The sequence below is a fragment of the Streptomyces sp. NPDC050145 genome, assembly GCF_044460245.1.
GTDB lineage: Bacteria > Actinomycetota > Actinomycetes > Streptomycetales > Streptomycetaceae > Streptomyces.
In genome coordinates, this window is record NZ_JBITJS010000004.1 from 71,712 (window position 1) to 90,821 (window position 19,110).

At 71.9% G+C, this 19,110-nt stretch carries 17 protein-coding genes; 14 read left to right on the forward strand and 3 right to left on the reverse strand.

What is annotated here, in order from left to right:
* The first annotated feature begins 63 nt into the window (after nt 1–63).
* The 5 genes from ACIBTU_RS09615 (at nt 64) to ACIBTU_RS09635 (ending at nt 7,229) form a co-directional block, all read left to right on the forward strand.
* Nucleotides 64–777, forward strand: coding sequence for a hypothetical protein (locus ACIBTU_RS09615; protein ID WP_399125435.1), 714 nt, complete (start codon nt 64–66; stop codon nt 775–777).
* Complete coding sequence (locus ACIBTU_RS09620; RefSeq protein ID WP_399125436.1) at nt 778–2,967, forward strand: glycosyltransferase; 2,190 nt, start codon at nt 778–780, stop codon at nt 2,965–2,967. It abuts the gene before it with no gap.
* A complete protein-coding gene (locus ACIBTU_RS09625) occupies nt 2,964–4,277 on the forward strand; it encodes an acyltransferase (protein WP_399125437.1) in 1,314 nt (437 codons plus the stop codon). The genes ACIBTU_RS09620 and ACIBTU_RS09625 overlap by 4 nt, the downstream gene beginning before the upstream one ends.
* A gap of 340 nt (nt 4,278–4,617) precedes the next feature.
* Nucleotides 4,618–5,964 (forward strand): nitrate/nitrite transporter, encoded by a 1,347-nt coding sequence (locus tag ACIBTU_RS09630; RefSeq protein ID WP_399125438.1) that lies wholly within the window; start codon nt 4,618–4,620, stop codon nt 5,962–5,964.
* A gap of 104 nt (nt 5,965–6,068) precedes the next feature.
* Nucleotides 6,069–7,229: a uroporphyrinogen-III synthase gene (locus ACIBTU_RS09635; RefSeq protein ID WP_399125439.1), complete on the forward strand. Its 1,161-nt coding sequence runs from the start codon at nt 6,069–6,071 to the stop codon at nt 7,227–7,229.
* A gap of 190 nt (nt 7,230–7,419) precedes the next feature.
* On the opposite strand, the gene ACIBTU_RS09640 is transcribed toward ACIBTU_RS09635, so the two are convergent.
* Nucleotides 7,420–7,923 carry a DUF1772 domain-containing protein gene (locus ACIBTU_RS09640; RefSeq protein WP_399125440.1) on the reverse strand — a complete coding sequence of 168 codons (504 nt, stop codon included), beginning with the start codon at nt 7,921–7,923 and terminating at the stop codon, nt 7,420–7,422.
* A 92-nt stretch (nt 7,924–8,015) separates the two neighbouring features.
* Here ACIBTU_RS09640 and ACIBTU_RS09645 point away from each other — a divergent pair, with 92 nt between their 5' ends.
* The 7 genes from ACIBTU_RS09645 to ACIBTU_RS09675 all read left to right on the forward strand — a co-directional run bounded on the left by ACIBTU_RS09645 (nt 8,016) and on the right by ACIBTU_RS09675 (nt 15,520).
* Nucleotides 8,016–8,558, forward strand: a complete 543-nt coding sequence (locus ACIBTU_RS09645) for a GNAT family N-acetyltransferase (protein ID WP_399125441.1) — start codon at nt 8,016–8,018, stop codon at nt 8,556–8,558.
* Nucleotides 8,559–8,582: 24 nt separating this feature from the next.
* Nucleotides 8,583–9,194 (forward strand): CGNR zinc finger domain-containing protein, encoded by a 612-nt coding sequence (locus ACIBTU_RS09650; RefSeq protein WP_399125442.1) that lies wholly within the window; start codon nt 8,583–8,585, stop codon nt 9,192–9,194.
* Between the two features lie 68 nt (nt 9,195–9,262).
* Nucleotides 9,263–9,844, forward strand: coding sequence for a sigma-70 family RNA polymerase sigma factor (locus tag ACIBTU_RS09655; RefSeq protein ID WP_188341530.1), 582 nt, complete (start codon nt 9,263–9,265; stop codon nt 9,842–9,844).
* Complete coding sequence (locus ACIBTU_RS09660) at nt 9,841–10,638, forward strand: zf-HC2 domain-containing protein (protein WP_399125443.1); 798 nt, start codon at nt 9,841–9,843, stop codon at nt 10,636–10,638. The genes ACIBTU_RS09655 and ACIBTU_RS09660 overlap by 4 nt, the downstream gene beginning before the upstream one ends.
* Before the next feature lie 92 nt (nt 10,639–10,730).
* Nucleotides 10,731–13,154 (forward strand): HelD family protein, encoded by a 2,424-nt coding sequence (locus tag ACIBTU_RS09665; protein ID WP_399125444.1) that lies wholly within the window; start codon nt 10,731–10,733, stop codon nt 13,152–13,154.
* A 345-nt stretch (nt 13,155–13,499) separates the two neighbouring features.
* The gene (locus ACIBTU_RS09670; protein ID WP_399125445.1) at nt 13,500–14,933 is read left to right on the forward strand and encodes an NAD-dependent malic enzyme; all 1,434 of its coding nucleotides are present in this window, start codon (nt 13,500–13,502) and stop codon (nt 14,931–14,933) included.
* 305 nt (nt 14,934–15,238) lie between these two features.
* Entirely contained in the window at nt 15,239–15,520 is a 282-nt protein-coding gene (locus ACIBTU_RS09675) for an HU family DNA-binding protein (protein ID WP_030680681.1), read from the forward strand.
* Nucleotides 15,521–15,768: 248 nt separating this feature from the next.
* Here the strand turns inward: ACIBTU_RS09675 and ACIBTU_RS09680 are convergent, their stop codons facing one another.
* Both ACIBTU_RS09680 and murA read right to left on the reverse strand, forming a co-directional pair.
* Nucleotides 15,769–16,407: an HAD family hydrolase gene (locus ACIBTU_RS09680; protein WP_399125446.1), complete on the reverse strand. Its 639-nt coding sequence runs from the start codon at nt 16,405–16,407 to the stop codon at nt 15,769–15,771.
* A 72-nt stretch (nt 16,408–16,479) separates the two neighbouring features.
* Nucleotides 16,480–17,820 (reverse strand): UDP-N-acetylglucosamine 1-carboxyvinyltransferase, encoded by a 1,341-nt coding sequence (gene murA / locus ACIBTU_RS09685; RefSeq protein ID WP_399125447.1) that lies wholly within the window; start codon nt 17,818–17,820, stop codon nt 16,480–16,482.
* A 252-nt stretch (nt 17,821–18,072) separates the two neighbouring features.
* Between murA and ACIBTU_RS09690 the strand changes: the two genes are divergently transcribed.
* Both ACIBTU_RS09690 and ACIBTU_RS09695 read left to right on the forward strand, forming a co-directional pair.
* Nucleotides 18,073–18,642, forward strand: a complete 570-nt coding sequence (locus ACIBTU_RS09690; protein ID WP_399125785.1) for a YqgE/AlgH family protein — start codon at nt 18,073–18,075, stop codon at nt 18,640–18,642.
* 67 nt (nt 18,643–18,709) lie between these two features.
* On the forward strand, nt 18,710–19,000 hold the full coding sequence (locus ACIBTU_RS09695) for a DUF3039 domain-containing protein (protein WP_161301273.1): 291 nt from the start codon (nt 18,710–18,712) through the stop codon (nt 18,998–19,000).
* Nucleotides 19,001–19,110 lie beyond the last annotated feature (110 nt).

Sequence of the window (19,110 nt, forward strand, 5' to 3'; positions counted from 1 at the left end):
GAGCGTACGGTGGAAAATTGGCGTGAAGATGCCCTGACAGGGCAGACGCATGACCCGAACGAGGTGACGGTCCAACTCGACGGCGCGGGCCGCCAGTTGAGCGAGCTCCTCGCGACCACGTCGGGCCCCGGCGCTCCCGCGCCGGACGACAAGGAAGTCCCCGTCTTCGTCGACGACTCGGGGCGCCGCAGCCGTACCTTCCGCCGCATAGGCGTGGCCGTCGGCATGGCCTGCGCCGCGTACGCCGTGGTCGTCGTGGCCACCCTGCTCTCGGGCAACTCCAGTGCGCCCTGGCTGCCGATGGAGGCCGAACACAAGGGGCCCGCGGGCCAGGTCGACACCGAGCCGCTGCTTCCGGCCGACTCCGCGACGCCCACCGCGTCCCCCGGCGACACCCCGTCCCCGGGTGTCTCCGGCTCCGTCTCGCCGGGTGCGAGCACCGAGCCCGGCGCCAGTACCGCGCCGGCCACCGGCACCCCCGACGACACCCCGACCGGCGCCGGCACCACCCCCGTCGACCGGCCCACCGGCGGCGGCAGGACCACCCCGCCCCCGGTCGACCCGCCGGACCCGACGGACGCCCCGCCCCCGACCCAGGGCCCGACCGACGGTCCGACCGACCCCGCGACGACACCCCCGGTCGAGCCGACCGACGACCCGCCCGCCGAGCCGGCCGGCGGCGGCACGGACACCGTCGCGTCCCGGACCCTCGCCCCGAGCCCCGGCGCCGATGCCTCGGCCCCGCCCGTCGCGTCCCCCGAAAGCAGCGTCCTGTAGATGTCCCACCGCTCACGTCCCCGGCGGCACAGCGCTGCCCGCAGACGCCGGCTCCCGCTGCGCTATCTGCTGCCCGTCCTGCTCCTCGTGGCGATGCTCGCGATGCTCATGCTCCGCGGCTACGTGCACAGCGAGATCATGGCCGACCACCGCATCCGGCCCGAGGCGGCCACCGACCGCGTCCCCGAGAAGATCCTCGACGGCGGCCCCGTCATCGACACCCGGGGCGGCCAGGAGAGCAGCCGGTCCATCGACGACCACCAGCTCGTCCTCACCTTCGACGACGGACCCGACCCGGAGTGGACCCCGAAGGTCCTCGACGTGCTGAAGAAGCACGACGCGCACGCCGTCTTCTTCGTCACCGGCACCATGGCCTCCCGCTACCCCGACCTCGTCCAGCGCATGGTCGAGGAGGGCCACGAGGTCGGCCTGCACACCTTCAACCACCCCGACCTCTCCTACCAGTCGAACAAGCGCATCGACTGGGAGCTGTCGCAGAACCAGCTGGCCCTGGAGGGCGCTGCCGGCGTGCGCACCTCCCTGTTCCGGCCGCCGTACTCCTCCTTCGCCGACGCCATGGACGACAAGTCCTGGCCCGTCACGAAGTACATCGGCTCGCGCGGCTACATCACGGTCGTCAACAACACCGACAGTGAGGACTGGCAGCGCCCCGGCGTCGACGAGATCATCCGCCGTGCCACGCCGCACCACGGCAAGGGCGCCATCGTCCTGATGCACGACTCCGGCGGCGACCGCTCGCAGACCGTCGCCGCCCTGGACCGCTTCCTGCCCGAGCTCCAGCACCACGGCTACAAGTTCCAGAACCTGACCGAGGCCCTCGGCATCGCCAGCGCCCACACGCCCGTCACCGGCCTCGAACTGGCCAAGGGCAAGGCCTGGATCTACGCCGTGCAGGCCTCGGAGAACATCACGACCGTGCTGGTCGGCGGGCTCGCCGTCATCGGCGTCCTCGTCATGGGCCGCTTCGTCCTGATGCTGCTGCTGTCCGTGATCCACGCCCGCCGCGTGCGCCGCCCGGGCTTCGCGTGGGGCCCGCCGATCACCGAGCCCGTCTCGGTCCTCGTGCCCGCCTACAACGAGGCGAAGTGCATCGAGAACACGGTCCGTTCGCTCATGCTCAGCGAGCATCCCATCGAGGTCATCGTCATCGACGACGGCTCCACCGACGGCACCGCCCGCATCGTCGAGGACATGCGGCTGCCCAACGTACGGGTGGTCCGCCAGCTCAACGCGGGCAAGCCCGCCGCCCTCAACCGCGGTCTGGCCAACGCCCGCTTCGACCTCGTCGTGATGATGGACGGCGACACCGTCTTCGAGCCGTCCACCGTCCGCGAGCTCGTCCAGCCCTTCGGCGACCCGCGCGTCGGCGCCGTCGCCGGCAACGCGAAGGTGGGCAACCGGGACTCCCTCATCGGCGCCTGGCAGCACATCGAGTACGTGATGGGCTTCAACCTCGACCGCCGCATGTACGACATCCTGCGCTGCATGCCGACCATCCCCGGCGCCGTCGGAGCCTTCCGGCGCAGCGCCCTGGAGACCTTCGGCGGCATGAGCGACGACACGCTCGCCGAGGACACCGACGTCACCATGGCGCTGCACCGCGCGGGCTGGCAGGTCGTCTACGCGGAGAACGCGCGCGCGTGGACCGAGGCCCCCGAGTCCGTCCAGCAGCTCTGGTCCCAGCGCTACCGCTGGTCGTACGGCACGATGCAGGCCATCTGGAAGCACCGCCGCGCGCTCGTCGAGTCCGGCCCCTCCGGCCGCTTCGGTCGCGTCGGCCTGCCGCTCGTCTCCCTGTTCATGGTCCTCGCCCCGCTGCTCGCGCCCCTCATCGACGTCTTCTTCCTCTACGGCGTCGTGTTCGGGCCCACGCAGAAGACGATCATCGCCTGGCTCGGCGTCCTCGCCCTCCAGGCCGTCTGCGCGGCCTACGCCTTCCGCCTCGACAAGGAACGGATGACGCACCTCATATCCCTCCCGCTCCAGCAGCTCCTGTACCGGCAGTTGATGTACGTCGTGCTGCTCCAGTCCTGGATCACCGCGCTCACCGGCGGCCGGCTGCGCTGGCAGAAGCTGCGCCGCACCGGAGCGGTGGGGGCGGCGCCGGGTGCGCTGCCGCATCAGCGGAACGCGGCGGTGGCAGGAGACGACAGGAGGCCCGTGGCATGACGTATCCCCAGGAACCGCAGTACAGGGAACCGCAGTATCAGGACCCCCAGTACCGGGAACCGCAGTACGTGGAACCCCAGTACGGCCATGTGCCCGCGCAGCCCGCGCAGACGGCGGCCCTTCCCGTCGTCGAGGCGCCCGAGGCGAAGCCCGCGCCCAAGAAGCCGGGGCGTGACCGGTACCTCGACCTGCTGCGCACCACCGCGCTGGTCCGTGTCGTCGTCTACCACCTGTTCGGCTGGGCCTGGCTGACGGTGCTGTTCCCGTCCATGGGCGTCATGTTCGCGCTCGCCGGGTCCCTGATGGCCCGCTCGCTGAGCCGGCCCGCCCTCGGCGTGATCCGCGGCCGCATCCGGCGACTGCTTCCGCCGATGTGGGCGTTCAGCGTCGTCGTCCTCACGCTGCTCTTCGCCGGCGGCTGGAACCCGGGCAAGGACCCGGACAACGGCGGCACCTGGGGCTGGGTCAGCCTCTTCAACTACCTGGTGCCGATCGGCGCCCCCAGCTTCCCCTGGCACCTCGGGGCCAAGGCGGGTCTCCTCGAGGACACCTGGCCGGCCCAGGCCGCCGGTCCGCTCTGGTACCTGCGCGCCTACATGTGGTTCGTGATCGCCTCGCCGCTGCTGCTCCGGGCGTTCCGCAAGGTGCCGTGGGCGACGCTGCTCGCCCCGCTCGGCCTCACCGCGATCGTCGGCACCGGCCTCGTCACCATCCCCGGCGAGACGGGCAACGCGGTCACCGACTTCGCCGTCTACGGCAGCTGCTGGGTGCTCGGCTTCGCCCACCACGAGGGGCTGCTCGCCAAGATCCCGCGCTACCTCGCCGTGTCCTGCTCCGCGCTCGTCATGGCCTTCGGCCTGTGGTGGGCCTCGGGGCACCTCGGGCCCGACGGGTGGGACCTCAACGACATCCCGCTGGCCCAGGCCACCTGGTCCTTCGGCTTCGTCGTCATCCTGCTCCAGTACTCGCCGTCCTGGCAGGAGCTGCCCGGCCGGCTGGCCAAGTGGGACAAGGTCGTCACCCTGTCCAACAACCGGGCCGTCACGATCTATCTCTGGCACAACATGCTGATCATGGCGACGGTGCCGATCATCGACCTCGCGTACGACCTGCCGTTCATGGAGAACGAGCGGTGGAGCGGGGCGCTGGACACGACGTACATGCTCTGGATGTTCGTCCTGGTGTGGCCGTTGATCGCGCTGGCGGTTCTCGGGGTCGGCTGGATCGAGGACCTCGCGGCGAAGCGGGCGCCTCGGCTGTGGCCGGACGGTTCGAGGCGGAAGGGTGCGCGCGGGGCTCGGCGGGGGTAGCGCCTGCCCGTCTGCGGGGTGCCCTTGCCGGGCGGGTGCGGGTCTCGTCGTGGCTGGTCGCGCAGTTCCCCGCGCCCCTGAAATGCACGCCCTGCGGGCGGCATTTCCCCGATGAAGGCTGCGCGGAGCGCATGCCTTCAGGGGCGCGGGGAACTGCGCGACCAGCCCCCACCGGGCCGCGGAGACTCACGACCGGAACACTCGGCGCCGCGGACTCACCACCCGTTCCCCCGGTGGGTGAGCGCAACGTTCCAGGGCGGTCACCTCATCGCGCACCGCGCGGAAACGCCGGGTTCCTAGCTTCAGGGCACATCAGCCGGACGTGACCTGGAGGCACAGCATGCGCAGGCGTTGGATCGAAGGGTGGGATCCGGAGGACGCGGGGTTCTGGGAGGCGTCGGGCGCCAAGGTCGCCCGGCGCAATCTGGCGTTCTCGATCCTTTCCGAGCACATCGGGTTCTCCGTGTGGACCCTGTGGTCGGTGATGGTGCTGTTCATGGGGCCCGAGTACGGGATCGACCCGGCGGGGAAGTTCTTCCTCGTGTCGACGGCGACGCTCGTCGGCGCGTTCGTCCGCGTCCCGTACACCTTCGCGGTCGCCCTGTTCGGCGGGCGGAACTGGACGGTGATCGCGGCGAGCCTGCTGCTCGTGCCGTCCGTCGCCGCGTTCGCGGTGATGGAGCCCGGGACCTCGTACGGGACGTTCCTCGTGTGCGCGGCGCTCACCGGGATCGGCGGCGGGAACTTCGCCTCCTCCATGACGAACATCAACTCCTTCTTCCCGATGCGGAAGAAGGGCTGGGCGCTGGGCCTGAACGCGGGCGGCGGCAACATCGGCGTCCCCGTCGTCCAGCTCGTCGCGCTCGCCGTGATCGGCGCCGGCGGCGGCCCGCGCGTGCTGCTCGGTGTCTACATCCCGCTGATCGTCGTCTCGGCGGTCTGCGCGGCCCTGTACATGGACAACCTGGCGACCGTGAAGAACGACACCGGGGCCGCCAAGGAGGCGGCCAGGGACGTGCACACGTGGATCATGTCGTTCCTGTACGTCGGGACGTTCGGCTCGTTCATCGGGTACTCGTTCGCCTTCGGGCTCGTCCTGCAGACCCAGTTCGGGCGGACCCCGCTGCAGGCCGCCGGGGTCACCTTCATCGGGCCGCTGCTCGGCTCCCTGATCCGGCCCGTCGGCGGGCGGCTCGCCGACCGGTTCGGCGGGGCCCGCATCACACTGTGGAACTTCGTGGCGATGGCCGCGGCGACCGGCGTCGTGATCGTGGCGTCGGTGCGGGCGTCGCTGGGCCTGTTCACCGCCGCGTTCATCGTGGTGTTCGTGCTCAGCGGGCTCGGCAACGGATCCACGTACAAGATGATCCCGGGCATCTTCCGCGCGAAGGCGCTCGGCATGGGGCTCGAGGGCGAGGAGGCCGACGCGTACGGGCGGCGGCTGTCCGGGGCGTCCATGGGGCTCATCGGGGCCGCCGGGGCGCTCGGCGGGCTCGGCATCAACCTCGCCTTCCGCCAGTCCTTCCTGAGCGCCGGCACCGGCACCGGGGCGTTCGTGTCCTTCCTCGCCTTCTACGCCGTCTGCTTCGGTGTGACCTGGGCCGTATACCTTCGGCGCTCGGCGGCCCGTACGGTGGCGGCACCGACCACCGGTACGAAGCCGCAGCTCAGCTACGCGGAGGTGTGAGGTAACACGGACGCAATGACGCCGATCCTGACCTGACACGGAGCGTTGACAGGCTCGGCGGGCAGGTGGGAACGGGACGACCGTCGAGCGGGACGAGAAGCGACATGGACGATCAACAGCAGACGGCCGCCGGTCCGGGGCCGGAGCCGCAGCCGGAGCAGGCGCACGGGCCGCTCGCCGGGTTCACGGTGGGGGTCACCGCGGCCCGCCGCGCCGACGAGCTGGGCGCCCTGCTGCGGCGTCGCGGGGCCGCCGTGCTGCACGCGCCCGCCCTGCGGATCGTGCCGCTCGCCGACGACAGCGAACTCCTCGCCGCGACGAAGGACCTGCTCGGCCACGCGCCTGACGTCGTCGTCGCCACGACCGCGATCGGGTTCCGCGGATGGGTCGAGGCCGCCGACGGCTGGGGCCTGGGCGAGGAACTCCTCGCCCGGCTGCGCGAGGTCGAGGTGCTGGCCCGCGGGCCCAAGGTGAAGGGGGCGATCCGCGCCGCCGGGCTCACGGAGGAGTGGTCGCCGTCCTCCGAGTCGATGGCCGAGGTGCTGGAACGGCTGCTCGCCGAGGGCGTCGACGGGCGGCGGGTGGCCGTGCAGCTGCACGGGGAGCCGCTGCCCGGGTTCGTCGAGGCGCTGCGGGAGGCTGGGGCGGAGGTGGTGGGCGTACCGGTGTACCGGTGGCTGCCGCCGGAGGACATCGGGCCCGTGGACCGGCTGCTCGACGCGACCGTCGCGCGCGGCGTGGACGCGCTGACGTTCACGTCCGCGCCGGCGGCGGTGTCCCTGCTGGAGCGTGCGGAGGTACGGGGTCTGCTGCCCGAGCTGCTGTCGGCGCTGCGGCACGATGTCCTGCCGGCGTGCGTCGGGCCCGTGACGGCGCTGGCGTTGCAGGCGCGCGGGGTCGAGACGGTGCAGCCCGAGCGGTTCCGGCTCGGGCCGCTCGTCCAGGTGCTGTGCCGGGAACTTCCCGGGCGGGCGCGGGTGTTGCGGCTCGCTGGGCACCGGGTGGAGATCCGGGGGCATGCGGTGCTGGTCGACGGGGAGCTCCGGGCGGTGCCGCCGGCCGGGATGGCGTTGCTCGCGGCGCTGGCGCGGCAGCCCGGGTGGGTCGTGTCCCGGGCCGATCTGCTCTCCGCGCTTCCGGGGGCGGGGCGGGACGAGCATGCCGTCGAGACGGCGATGGCTCGTCTCCGGGCGGCCCTGGGTACGCCCAAATTGATCCAGACCGTGGTCAAGCGGGGGTATCGGCTGGCCGTGGACGCGCCGTGACTCCGTCGGTGGAGCGGCCGGGTGCGGGCCGGTGGGGCTTCTCGCGCAGTTCCCCGCGCCCCTGAAATGCATGCCCTTCGGGCGGCATTTCCCCGATGAAGGCTGCGCGGAGCGCATGCCTTCAGGGGCGCGGGGAACTGCGCGACCAGCCACGACGGCGCAGCAGCCGGACGACCGCCTTGCGAGGCACTCACCTGAGGGCACGGATCAGGCAGCCCAGCGCCCCCGTGCACAGAAGCGCCCGCACCACGTTCCAGGTCACCCAGGGGCCCTCGAAGTCGGACCGGACCTGGGACGGGTCGGGGATGCGGGAGGGCGGGCCCGCGGCGGCGAGGGCGTCGTTCAAGGGGACGTTCAGCGCCGAGGTGAGTACGAAGGCCAACCCGTAGAGGATCAGCCCCGCCCACACCCAGCCCCGCACCCCGGCGGCAGCCCGCAGGCGCCATCCCGCCACGCCCGTCAGGGCGAGCGCCCCGAGGAAGCTCAGGAAGAACACCGGGTTCTGGATCACCGCGTTGATGTTCTGCATGACCTCGATGAACGTACGGTCACCGCTGCGCGCCAGCGCCGGCATCACCGCGCAGCCGAACACGTAGAACGCGCCGGCGATCAGCCCCATGGCGACCGTCGCCGCCCCCAGCACCCACGCGTCGAGATGCCCCACGCGCCTGACGGAACCCGTTGTCTGTGTCATGGCTCCAGTGAAGTCGGGCGGGGCCCCGGCGGACATCGCCGAGCCGCGCGGGCGCATACGCGAGCGTCCACGCGGCCGCGTACCGTACGCGCATGCCGCCCATAGCGATCACCCCCGAGATCACGCTGCGCCCCGCCGTCCTCTCCGACGCGCAGGCGCTCGCCGACGCGCAGATCCGCAACAAGGCGCACCTCGCGGCGACCGAGCCGTACCGGGACGCCAGGTACTACACGGCCGCGGCCCAGGCGGAGCGGATCACGCAGCCGCACAGCGCGACCTGGGTGCTGGTCGACGGGGAGCGGATCGTGGGCCGGGTCATGCTGACCGGGATCGTGCTCGGGCCGCTGTGCGGCGCCAGCCTCGGGTACTGGGTGGACGGGGAGTACCGGGGGCGCGGGCTGACCCCCGCCGCCGTCGAGGAGGTCGCCCGGGCCGCCCGCGACGAGCTGGGCCTGCACCGCCTGGAGGCCGGCACGCTCACCGACAACGAGGCCTCGCAGCGGGTCCTCGCCAAGTGCGGGTTCGTCCGCTACGGGCTCGCGCCGAAGTACCTGCACATCGCGGGTCAGTGGCGCGACCACGTGCTGTTCCAGCGGATCCTGCACGACGATCCGCCCGCCCACGTTCCCAAGTAGGCCCGGGGCGGGCACTGTAGAGGAATGGCAGCCGTACCCCCAGGGTCCCGCCTGTCCATCCCCGTCCCTCACCACGAGCTGCGGTTCGACGCCGGACGCCTCTGCCTGGATCTCGTCGCCACCGCGCACCCCGACGAACGCCTGACCACGCCCGACCGGCTGCGCGCCTGGCTGGCCGGTGCGGGCCTGGTCCCCGAGCGCGCCGAGCTGGCCGCCTGCGCCCCGGCCTGGCTCCCCGCGTTCCGCGAACTGCGCGGCCACGTCGGCCGCCTGGTGCGCGGCGAGCTCGCCGGCCGGCCCGCGCCCGGCTCCCTGGAACGGATCAACGTGCTGGCCCGCGCCGCCCCGCCCGCCCCCTGCGCGGTCCGCTCCGGCGACGGCAGCCTGGTCCGCTCGCTCCAGGCCGAACCGGGCTGCGCCGCGCTCCTCGCCGCCGTCGCCCGGGACACCGTCGACCTGCTCACGGATCCGGCCGCCCGCGGCGCCCTGCGCCAGTGCGAGGGCGACAACTGCCCGCTCATCTACCTCGACACCTCCCGCGGGCGGCGCCGCCGCTGGTGCTCCAGCGAGGTGTGCGGCAACCGCGAGCGGGTCGCCCGGCACCGGCGCAGAGCGGCCGCCCTGTCACGGGCCTGAGCGCGCGTTGAACACCGGCGCCCTCGGCCGCGTATCTCTCTGGTGACGTCGAAGCGGTGACACCGGAGGTGGGCGTGCGCAAGGATTCCGCCGTGGCCGATGAACGCCCTGCGCGGGCCCGACATCGTGCGTCCCAGCCGCCCTCGCTCGACGAGGAGCTGATGCGCGCGCTGTACGCCGAGCACGCGCGCCCGCTGCTCGCGTACGTGCTCCGGCTGGTCGCGGGGGACCGCCAGCGTGCCGAGGACGTCGTGCAGGAGACGCTCATCCGGGCCTGGAAGAACGCCGGTCAGCTCAACCGGGCCACCGGTTCGGTCCGCCCCTGGCTGGTGACGGTCGCCCGGCGCATCGTCATCGACAACCACCGCAGCCGGCAGGCCCGGCCGCAGGAGGTCGACGCGTCGCCGCTGGAGGTCATCCCCGCGGAGGACGAGATCGACAAGGCACTGTGGCTGATGACGCTGTCCGACGCCCTGGAGGACCTCACTCCCGCCCACCGCGAAGTGCTCGTCGAGACGTACTTCAAGGGGCGTACGGTCAACGAGGCGGCCGAGACGCTCGGCATACCCAGCGGCACGGTGCGCTCCCGCGTCTTCTACGCGCTGCGCTCGATGAAGCTGGCGCTGCAGGAACGGGGGGTGACGGCATGACATCGGCGTACGGACCCTACGGCCACGACCCGGCCGGCGATGTGCACGAGACGGTCGGCGCCTACGCACTCGGTGTGCTCGACGACGCGGAGGCGACTGCGTTCGAGGCGCACCTCGCGAGCTGCGAGCGGTGCGCGCGGCAACTGGAGGAGTTCGCGGGCATGGAGCCGATGCTCGCCGCGCTCGCCGACCTACCCGCCGGTGGCGGCACCCCGGACATCGGCGAGGCCCTCGCCGCGCGCCCGGGTCCCCGGCTCGCGGAGTCCCTGGTGGCGGAGGTGGCCCGGCGTCGTGCCGGCCGGCGCCGCCGGGGCCTGTACCTGGTGGCGGCCGCCGCGGCCCTGGTCATCGGCGGCCCGCTCACCGTCATGGCGGTCACCGGCGACGACTCCGGACGCCCGCCCGCCGTCGCGGAGCCGCACCCGACGAGCCCCGCCGAGGACGCCTTCTTCCACCACATGGACGAGAAGATCGAGGCCACCGACGCCACCACGGACGTCACCGCCACGATCGGCATGGAGAAGAAGGCCTGGGGCACCCACACCGTCCTGGAGCTCAAGAACGTCAAGGGCCCGCTGAAGTGCTCGCTCGTCGCCGTCGGCAAGAACGGCGAGCGCGAGACCGTCACCACCTGGGCCGTGCCGAAGTGGGGTTACGGCATCACCGGCAGCGCCCACGACAGCGCCAAGTACCCGCTGTACGTGCACGGCGGCGCCGCGTTCGACCGCGACCAGATCGACCACTTCGAGGTCGAGACGCTCGACGGGAAGCGGCTCGTGGAGGTGGACGCCTGAGCCGCTGACGTCCGAGGCGGCGCGCACGTAGCCGCACGGGTCCCCTTTCGCGTACCTTTGACGGCTGCCCAGCACGTCAGAAGGGGGGCCCGGTGGCCGCTCAGGCTCCACACGATTCAGCGGTGGACGCATCCCACGCGTCGCACGACACGAGTGCCGATTCGGTCCGTGACCGCGAGATCGGCGTCGAACAGGAACACCTCGACGCGGTGTACCGACGACTCGAGGAGAAGATCCACGAGGCGGAGTTCCTGATGGACGACGCCGCCAAGCGCGGGCAGGTCGGCACGCCCGGCGCCCTCGCCGAGCGCGACGCCCAGGTCTTCCGCGCGGGCATCCATCTCAACCGGCTCAACAACGAGTTCGAGGACTTCCTCTTCGGCCGCATCGACCTGCTGCTCGGCAAGGACGGCAAGAAGGGCCCGGACGGCGCCTACACGGCCGTCGAGCCCGCCGAAGGGGCCGTGCGCGAGGACAACACCGCCGACATCGCCGAGACGCTCCACATCGGCCGTATCGGCGTCCTGGACGCGGACTACTCGCCGCTCGTCATCGACTGGCGCGCCCCGGCCGCCGCCCCGTTCTACCGGTCCACGCCGGTCGACCCGGGCCGCGTCGTGCGCCGCCGCGTCATCCGCTCCAAGGGCCGCAAGGTCCTCGGCGTCGAGGACGACCTGATGCGCCCCGAGCTGACCGCGTTCCTGGACGGCCGGCAGCTGCCCGCGATCGGCGACGGCGCGCTCATGGCCGCGCTCGGCCAGGCCCGCAGCCACACGATGCGCGACATCGTCGCCTCCATCCAGGCCGAGCAGGACCTCGTCATCCGCGCCCCCGCCGCGTCCGTGACGTACGTGGAGGGCGGGCCCGGCACCGGCAAGACGGCCGTCGCCCTGCACCGCGCCGCGTACCTGCTCTACCAGGACCGGCGGCGCTACGCGGGCGGCATCCTGATCGTCTCGCCGACCCCGCTGCTCGTCGCCTACACGGAGGGCGTGCTGCCCTCGCTCGGCGAGGAGGGGCAGGTCGCGATCCGCGCGGTCGGCTCGCTCGTCGACGGCGCGGAGGCCACGGAGTACGACAGCCCGGCCGTCGCCCGTGTCAAGGGCTCCTCGCGCATGCTGAAGGTGCTCCGCAAGGCGGCCCGGGGCGCGCTGGAGTCCGGCGGGTCCGGCGGGTCCGGCGGGTCCGGTGCTCCGGGCGGCCGTCCGGGCGGTGCGGCCGACGGCCAGCTGGCCTTCGGGGACGACGACGAGGCCCCGGCGGTCACGGGCACCCCGGACCGGCTCCGGGTCGTCGCGTTCGGCCGCCGCCTCGAACTGGAGGCGGGACAGCTGAACCGCATCCGCCACACCGTCCTCAGCGGCACCGCCCCGGTCAACCACCTGCGCCCGCGCGCCCGGCGCCTGCTCCTGGACGCCCTCTGGGACCAGTCCGGCGCGGGCGGTCGGCACAGCGACCCGGAGCTCGCCGCCGAGCTGCGCTCCTCGTTCGACGAGGACATCACGAGCGAGGACGCGTTCATCGCCTTCCTCGACGCGTGGTGGCCCGAGCTGACCCCGCGCGGGGTCCTCACGGCCATGTCCGACGAGAGGCGCCTGGGCCGCTGGGCCCGGCGGATCCTGAACCCGGGCGAGGTCCGCAAGCTGGCCCGCTCGCTGCGCCGCCCTGCGCTGTCCGTCCACGACGTGGCGCTCCTCGACGAGCTGACCGCGATCCTGGGCACCCCGGCGCGCCCGAAGAAGAAGCGCGAGTACGACCCGCTCGACCAGCTCACCGGTCTGGAGGAGCTGATGCCGATGCGGGAGGAGTCGCAGCGCGAGCGCGCCGAGCGCCTCGCCCAGGAGCGCACCGAGTACGCCCACGTCATCGTCGACGAGGCGCAGGACCTCACGCCGATGCAGTGGCGGATGGTGGGCCGGCGCGGCCGGCACGCCACCTGGACCGTCGTCGGCGACCCGGCCCAGTCGTCCTGGTCCGACCCGGACGAGGCCGCGGAGGCCCGCGACGAGGCGCTCGGCACCCGCCCGCGCCGCCGCTTCACGCTCACCGTGAACTACCGCAACCCGTCCGAGATCGCGGAGCTGGCGGCCCGGGTGCTGGCCCTCGCGATGCCGGGCTCCACGTCCCCGTCGGCGGTCCGCTCGACGGGCGTGGAGCCGCGCTTCGCGGTCGTACGGGACCGGCTGGGGGAGACCGTCCGCGAGGAGGCGGCGCGGCTCCTCGAGCGGGTCGACGGCACGGTCGGCGTGGTCGTGGCGATGAACCGGCGGGCGGAGGCGGCGCGCTGGCTGTCGGGGCTCGGCGAGCGGGTGGTCGCGCTCGGCTCGCTGGAGGCCAAGGGCCTGGAGTACGACGCGACGGTCGTGGTGTCCCCGGCGGAGATCGCCGACGAGTCGCCGGCCGGTCTGCGGGTGCTCTACGTGGCGCTGACCCGGGCCACGCAGCAGCTCACGGTGGTCTCCGGCGAGCGTGACGAACCGGACACGAACGGGGTGCCCGACCTGCTGCGCGACTGACCCTTGTGTCATCGAGAACCGGTGTTACCGTTGATGACGGCACCGGCTCGATCCAAGCCCCCGGGCCCAACCTTCGTCCCTCAGAGGGACCACTTGCCGCGAGGCGAGCATGGCGGGTCGGTGTCGTAGACGTCCGAAGAGGCCCACATCACGCGAGTGATGTGGGCCTCTTCCTGTTTTTCCCTGGCCTCTTCCGGTCCTGGCCTACTTCTCGTATGGTGGAAACTGTTTTCCAAAAGAGGGATGAACACAAGGTTCAGAATCCGATGCGGCTACCACGTACTCGCCGGTAGGTGCGACCATCGGACGGCAACAGCTACACGGTGAAAGCAGAGGAAGTCGGCCATGGCTACGGCGCCCAGCGTCTCCTACTCGATGACGGTCCGACTGGAGGTGCCCGCGAGCGGAACCGCCGTCTCGCAGCTCACCACGGCCGTGGAGTCCTCCGGAGGCTCGGTGACCGGCCTCGACGTCACCGCCTCCGGCCACGAGAAGCTCCGGATCGACGTCACGATCGCGGCGACCTCGACCGCCCACGCGGACGAGATCGTCGAGGAACTGCGCGGCATCGAGGGCGTCACGCTCGGCAAGGTGTCCGACCGTACGTTCCTCATGCACCTCGGCGGCAAGATCGAGATGCAGTCCAAACACCCCATCCGCAACCGTGACGACCTCTCCATGGTCTACACGCCCGGTGTCGCCCGCGTCTGCATGGCGATCGCGGAGAACCCCGAGGACGCCCGCCGCCTGACCATCAAGCGGAACACGGTTGCGGTCGTGACGGACGGCTCCGCCGTCCTCGGCCTCGGCAACATCGGCCCGATGGCCGCCATGCCGGTCATGGAGGGCAAGGCGGCCCTCTTCAAGCGCTTCGCCGACATCGATGCCTGGCCGATCTGCCTGGACACCCAGGACACCGACGCCATCGTCGAGATCGTCAAGGCCATCGCCCCCGGCTTCGCGGGCATCAACCTCGAGGACATCTCCGCGCCGCGCTGCTTCGAGATCGAGGCCCGCCTGCGCGAGGCCCTCGACATCCCCGTCTTCCACGACGACCAGCACGGCACCGCCATCGTCGTGCTCGCCGCGCTCACGAACGCCCTGCGGGTCGCGGGCAAGGCCATCGGCGACATCCGCGTCGTGATGTCCGGTGCCGGCGCGGCCGGTACGGCCATTCTCAAGCTCCTGATCGCGGCCGGCGTCAAGAACGCCGTCGTCGCCGACATCCACGGTGTCGTGCACGCGGACCGCGAGGACCTGGTCGACGCCGCCGCCGGTACGCCGCTGCGCTGGATCGCCGACAACACCAACCCCGAGGGCCTCACGGGCACCCTCAAGGAGGCCGTGGTCGGCGCCGACGTCTTCATCGGCGTCTCCGCCCCCAACGTGCTGAACGGCGACGACGTCGCCGCCATGGCCGAGGGCGCCATCGTGTTCGCACTCGCGAACCCGGACCCGGAGGTCGACCCCGCGGTCGCCCGTCAGACGGCGGCGGTCGTGGCCACGGGCCGCTCCGACTTCCCGAACCAGATCAACAACGTGCTGGTCTTCCCCGGCGTCTTCCGCGGCCTGCTCGACGCCCAGTCGCGCACGGTCAACACGGAGATGATGCTCGCGGCCGCCGCGGCCCTGGCCGACGTCGTCAGCGAGGACGAGCTCAACCCGAACTACATCATCCCCAGCGTCTTCAACGACAAGGTCGCGGGCGCGGTCGCCGGGGCGGTCCGCACAGCCGCCAAGGCGGCCGGCAGCGCTGTGACGGGGGCCACGGGGGCCTGAATCCCGGCGCGTCGTGGAAGACGCGCCCCTTGGGGCCTCTAGGGTGTCCGGGGAGCAGGCCCCCGGACACTGTCCGTGTGACCCCCACGGGTGCCGGATTGGCTTTACCGCCGCTGGTGGGGGCAGGATGCTTCCCCAAGGACTTCGTCCAGGGGGCGCCCTCACAGGCGCGAGGGTCCGGACTTGAACGGACCCCGGGTCCTGGGCCTGACCGAGACCCTGGCAGCATCGACTTCGCTGTTGCCCCACACGCGGCCCGACCGCGTGGCACGCCTCAACGGCAAGAAGAACACGGGAGTACAAAAATGAACCGCAGTGAGCTGGTGGCCGCGCTGGCCGACCGCGCCGAGGTGACCCGCAAGGACGCCGACGCTGTGCTGGCCGCGTTCGCCGAGACCGTCGGCGAGATCGTTGCCAAGGGCGACGAGAAGGTCACCATCCCCGGCTTCCTGACCTTCGAGCGCACCCACCGTGCCGCTCGCACCGCTCGTAACCCGCAGACCGGCGAGCCGATCAACATCCCGGCCGGTTTCAGCGTCAAGGTCTCCGCGGGCTCGAAGCTCAAGGAAGCCGCCAAGGGCAAGTAAGGCCTCCGGCAAGCAGCGAGGGCGGTACCCGGAACTCTCCGGGTACCGCCCTCGCGGCGTTCCCCCCCCGCCTTCTCGTCCGAGGGGTGCTTCGTTGCGGGCGGCTTTCCCGCCGTCGTGGCTGGTCGCGCAGTTCCCCGCGCCCCTGAAATGCAGACCCTTCGGGTCGCATTTCCCCGATAGAGGCTGAGCGGCGAAGCCGTTCGCCTCCAGGGGCGCGGGGAACTGCGCGACCAGCCCCCACCGGCCTACAGGGGACGCGTCAGCGTGACCGTCTCCAGGGAGGCCGTCAGCGTCAGGCGGGGGTCGGCCGGGATGCCCGGGACGGACGGCACCGCAAGCACCCGGCACCCAGCGGCCAGCGCTGCCGCAACCCCCGTAGGCGTGTCCTCGACGGCGAGACAGTCGGCCGGGTCCGCCCGGAGGGCACGCGCCGCGGCGAGATACGGCTCGGGATGCGGCTTGCCGCGCTCCGTGTCGCCGTTGGTCACCAGCACGGAGAAGCGCTCGGCGCCGAGCACCGAGACCACCAGCTCCGCCACATGCCGCTCAGAGGCTGTCACGAGGGCCACAGGGACGCCGAGAGCCCGAGCCGCGTCCAGAAGTCGCACAGCCCCTGGCTGCACCCGCACACCGGCCGCCACGGCCGCGCCGAACTCCCGGTCCAGCCACGCCGCCGTCTCCTCGTACGGCCACGGCGCGAGCCCCTCCGCCACCAGCCGCCGCGCGGCGTCCTGGATCGTGGCCCCGGCGTACGCGTCGAGCCCCGCCGCGGGCCTCCGCCCGTCGAGGAGCCGCTCCACGACCGCGAGCCACGCGTGCTCCGTGTCGACGAGCGTGCCGTCCATGTCGGTGAGCAGGGCGGCGGGCCGGTCCAGCTGGATCACATCGGTCCTTTCGCGGTACGTCGAAGGGGGCCGCCCGGATGATCCGGACGGCCCCCTTCAACGTACGTGCTGCTAGCCCAGGGCCTTGCCCGGAAGCTCAACCTTCGCGCCGAGTTCCACGAGCTTCTCCATGAAGTTCTCGTAGCCGCGGTTGATCAGGTCGATGCCGTGCACCCGCGAGGTGCCCTGCGCGGCCAGCGCCGCGATCAGGTACGAGAAGCCGCCGCGCAGGTCGGGGATGACCAGGTCGGCGCCCTCCAGCTTGGTCGGGCCCGAGACGACCGCGGAGTGCAGGAAGTTGCGCTGGCCGAAGCGGCAGTCGGAGCCGCCCAGGCACTCGCGGTACAGCTGGATGTGCGCGCCCATCTGGTTCAGCGCGGACGTGAAGCCGAGCCGGGACTCGTAGACCGTCTCGTGGACGATCGACAGGCCGGTCGCCTGCGTGAGCGCCACGACCAGCGGCTGCTGCCAGTCCGTCTGGAAGCCGGGGTGGACGTCCGTCTCCAGCGCGATCGACTTGAGCTGGCCGCCCGGGTGCCAGAAGCGGATGCCCTCGTCGTCGATCTCGAAGGCGCCGCCGACCTTCCGGTACGTGTTGAGGAAGGTCATCATCGAGCGCTGCTGGGCGCCGCGCACGTAGATGTTGCCCTGCGTGGCGAGCGCGGCCGAGGCCCAGGACGCCGCCTCCAGGCGGTCCGACAGCGCGCGGTGCGTGTAGCCGCCGAGCTTGTCGACACCGGTGATGCGGATGGTGCGGTCGGTGTCCATCGCGATGATCGCGCCCATTTTCTGCAGGACGCAGATCAGGTCCTCGATCTCCGGCTCGACGGCCGCGTTCGAGAGCTCCGTGACGCCCTCGGCGAGGACGGCCGTGAGCAGGACCTGCTCGGTGGCGCCCACGGAGGGGTAGGGGAGCTGGATCTTCGTGCCGCGCAGCCGCTGCGGGGCCTCCAGGTACTGGCCGCCCTCGCGCTTCTCGATCGTCGCGCCGAACTGGCGCAGCACCTCGAAGTGGAAGTCGATGGGACGACCGCCGATGTCGCAGCCGCCCAGGCCCGGGATGAACGCGTGGCCGAGGCGGTGCAGCAGCGGGCCGCACAGCAGGATCGGGATGCGGGAGGACCCGGCGTGCGCGTCGATGTCCGCGACGTTCGCCGACTCGACGTGCGAGGGGTCCATCACCAGCTCGCCCGGCTCCTCGCCCGGGCGGACCGTCACGCCGTGCAGCTGCAGCAGTCCGCGCACCACACGGACGTCACGGATGTCCGGGACGTTGCGCAGCCGGCTCGGTTCGCTGCCGAGCAGCGCGGCGACCATGGCCTTGGGCACGAGGTTCTTCGCGCCGCGGACACGGATCTCGCCCTCCAGCGGGGTTCCGCCGTGGACAAGCAGTACATCGTCGGTGACGGTCATGAATCTCGCGTTCCGATGAGGATGGGCAGGGACCAAGCCATAAGAGTAAGGGCCGCCTCCCCTTGTTCCGTAAGCCCGATGACATACAGAACGGTCATGACTTCGCTACAACACGAACCGTTCCGAATCGGACACATGGGGTGACCGCCGGGCCCGCCGCGCGCGTTCCGTTTCCGCCCGTCCTGAGCTGCGTTCATTCGGTTGTCGCGCTTGGCTCCCCCTCCGGAGGCAAGATGCGGGATCATGTCTGCCATGACCGAGGTGTCCTCGCTCACAGGGCGGCTGCTCGTGGCCACACCCGCCCTCGCGGACCCGAATTTCGACCGGGCGGTCGTGCTGCTCCTCGACCACGACGAGGAGGGCTCGCTCGGCGTCGTCCTCAACCGGCCCACGCCGGTGGACGTCGGCGACATCCTGGAGGGCTGGGGCGACCTGGCCGGTGATCCGGGTGTCGTCTTCCAGGGCGGTCCGGTCTCGCTGGACTCCGCGCTCGGCGTGGCCGTCATCCCCGGCGACTCCCTGGAGCGCGCCCCGCTCGGCTGGCGCCGGGTGCACGGCGCGATCGGCCTCGTCGATCTGGAGACCCCGCCGGAACTGCTCGCGGCGGCCCTCGGCTCGCTGCGGATCTTCGCCGGCTACGCGGGCTGGGGCCCGGGCCAGCTGGAGGGGGAGCTGACCGACGGGGCCTGGTACGTGGTCGAGTCGGAGCCCGGCGACGTGTCGGTGACCCGCCCCGAGGGGCTGTGGCGGGCGGTGCTGCGCCGCCAGCGCAGCGAGCTCGCGATGGTCGCCACCTACCCGGACGACCCGTCGCTCAACTAGGGCCTGTCCGCAGGGCGGCGCCGACGGCTCTTCGCCGTTCGCGGGCCCTTCAGTACCCTTGGCCCTTATGAGCACTCTCGAGCCCGAGCGCGGGACAGGTACGGGGACCCTCGTAGAGCCGACGCCGCAGACGTCGCACGGGGACGGCGATCACGAGCGCTTCGCGCACTATGTCCAGAAGGACAAGATCATGGCCAGCGCGCTCGACGGCACGCCGGTCGTCGCGCTCTGCGGCAAGGTCTGGGTGCCGGGCCGTGACCCGAAGAAGTACCCCGTGTGTCCCATGTGCAAGGAGATCTACGAGTCCATGGGCGCCGGCGGCGACAAGGACAAGGGCAAGGACGGCGGGAAGAAGTAACCCCCTTCCCCCGGTCCCTCGTTCCCCGTGTCCCCCCGAGGCTCCTGGTGTGCGGCAGTGATGCCGTGCGCCGGGGGCCTTTCGCATGGGCTCGGGGGTTCTTTCGCGTG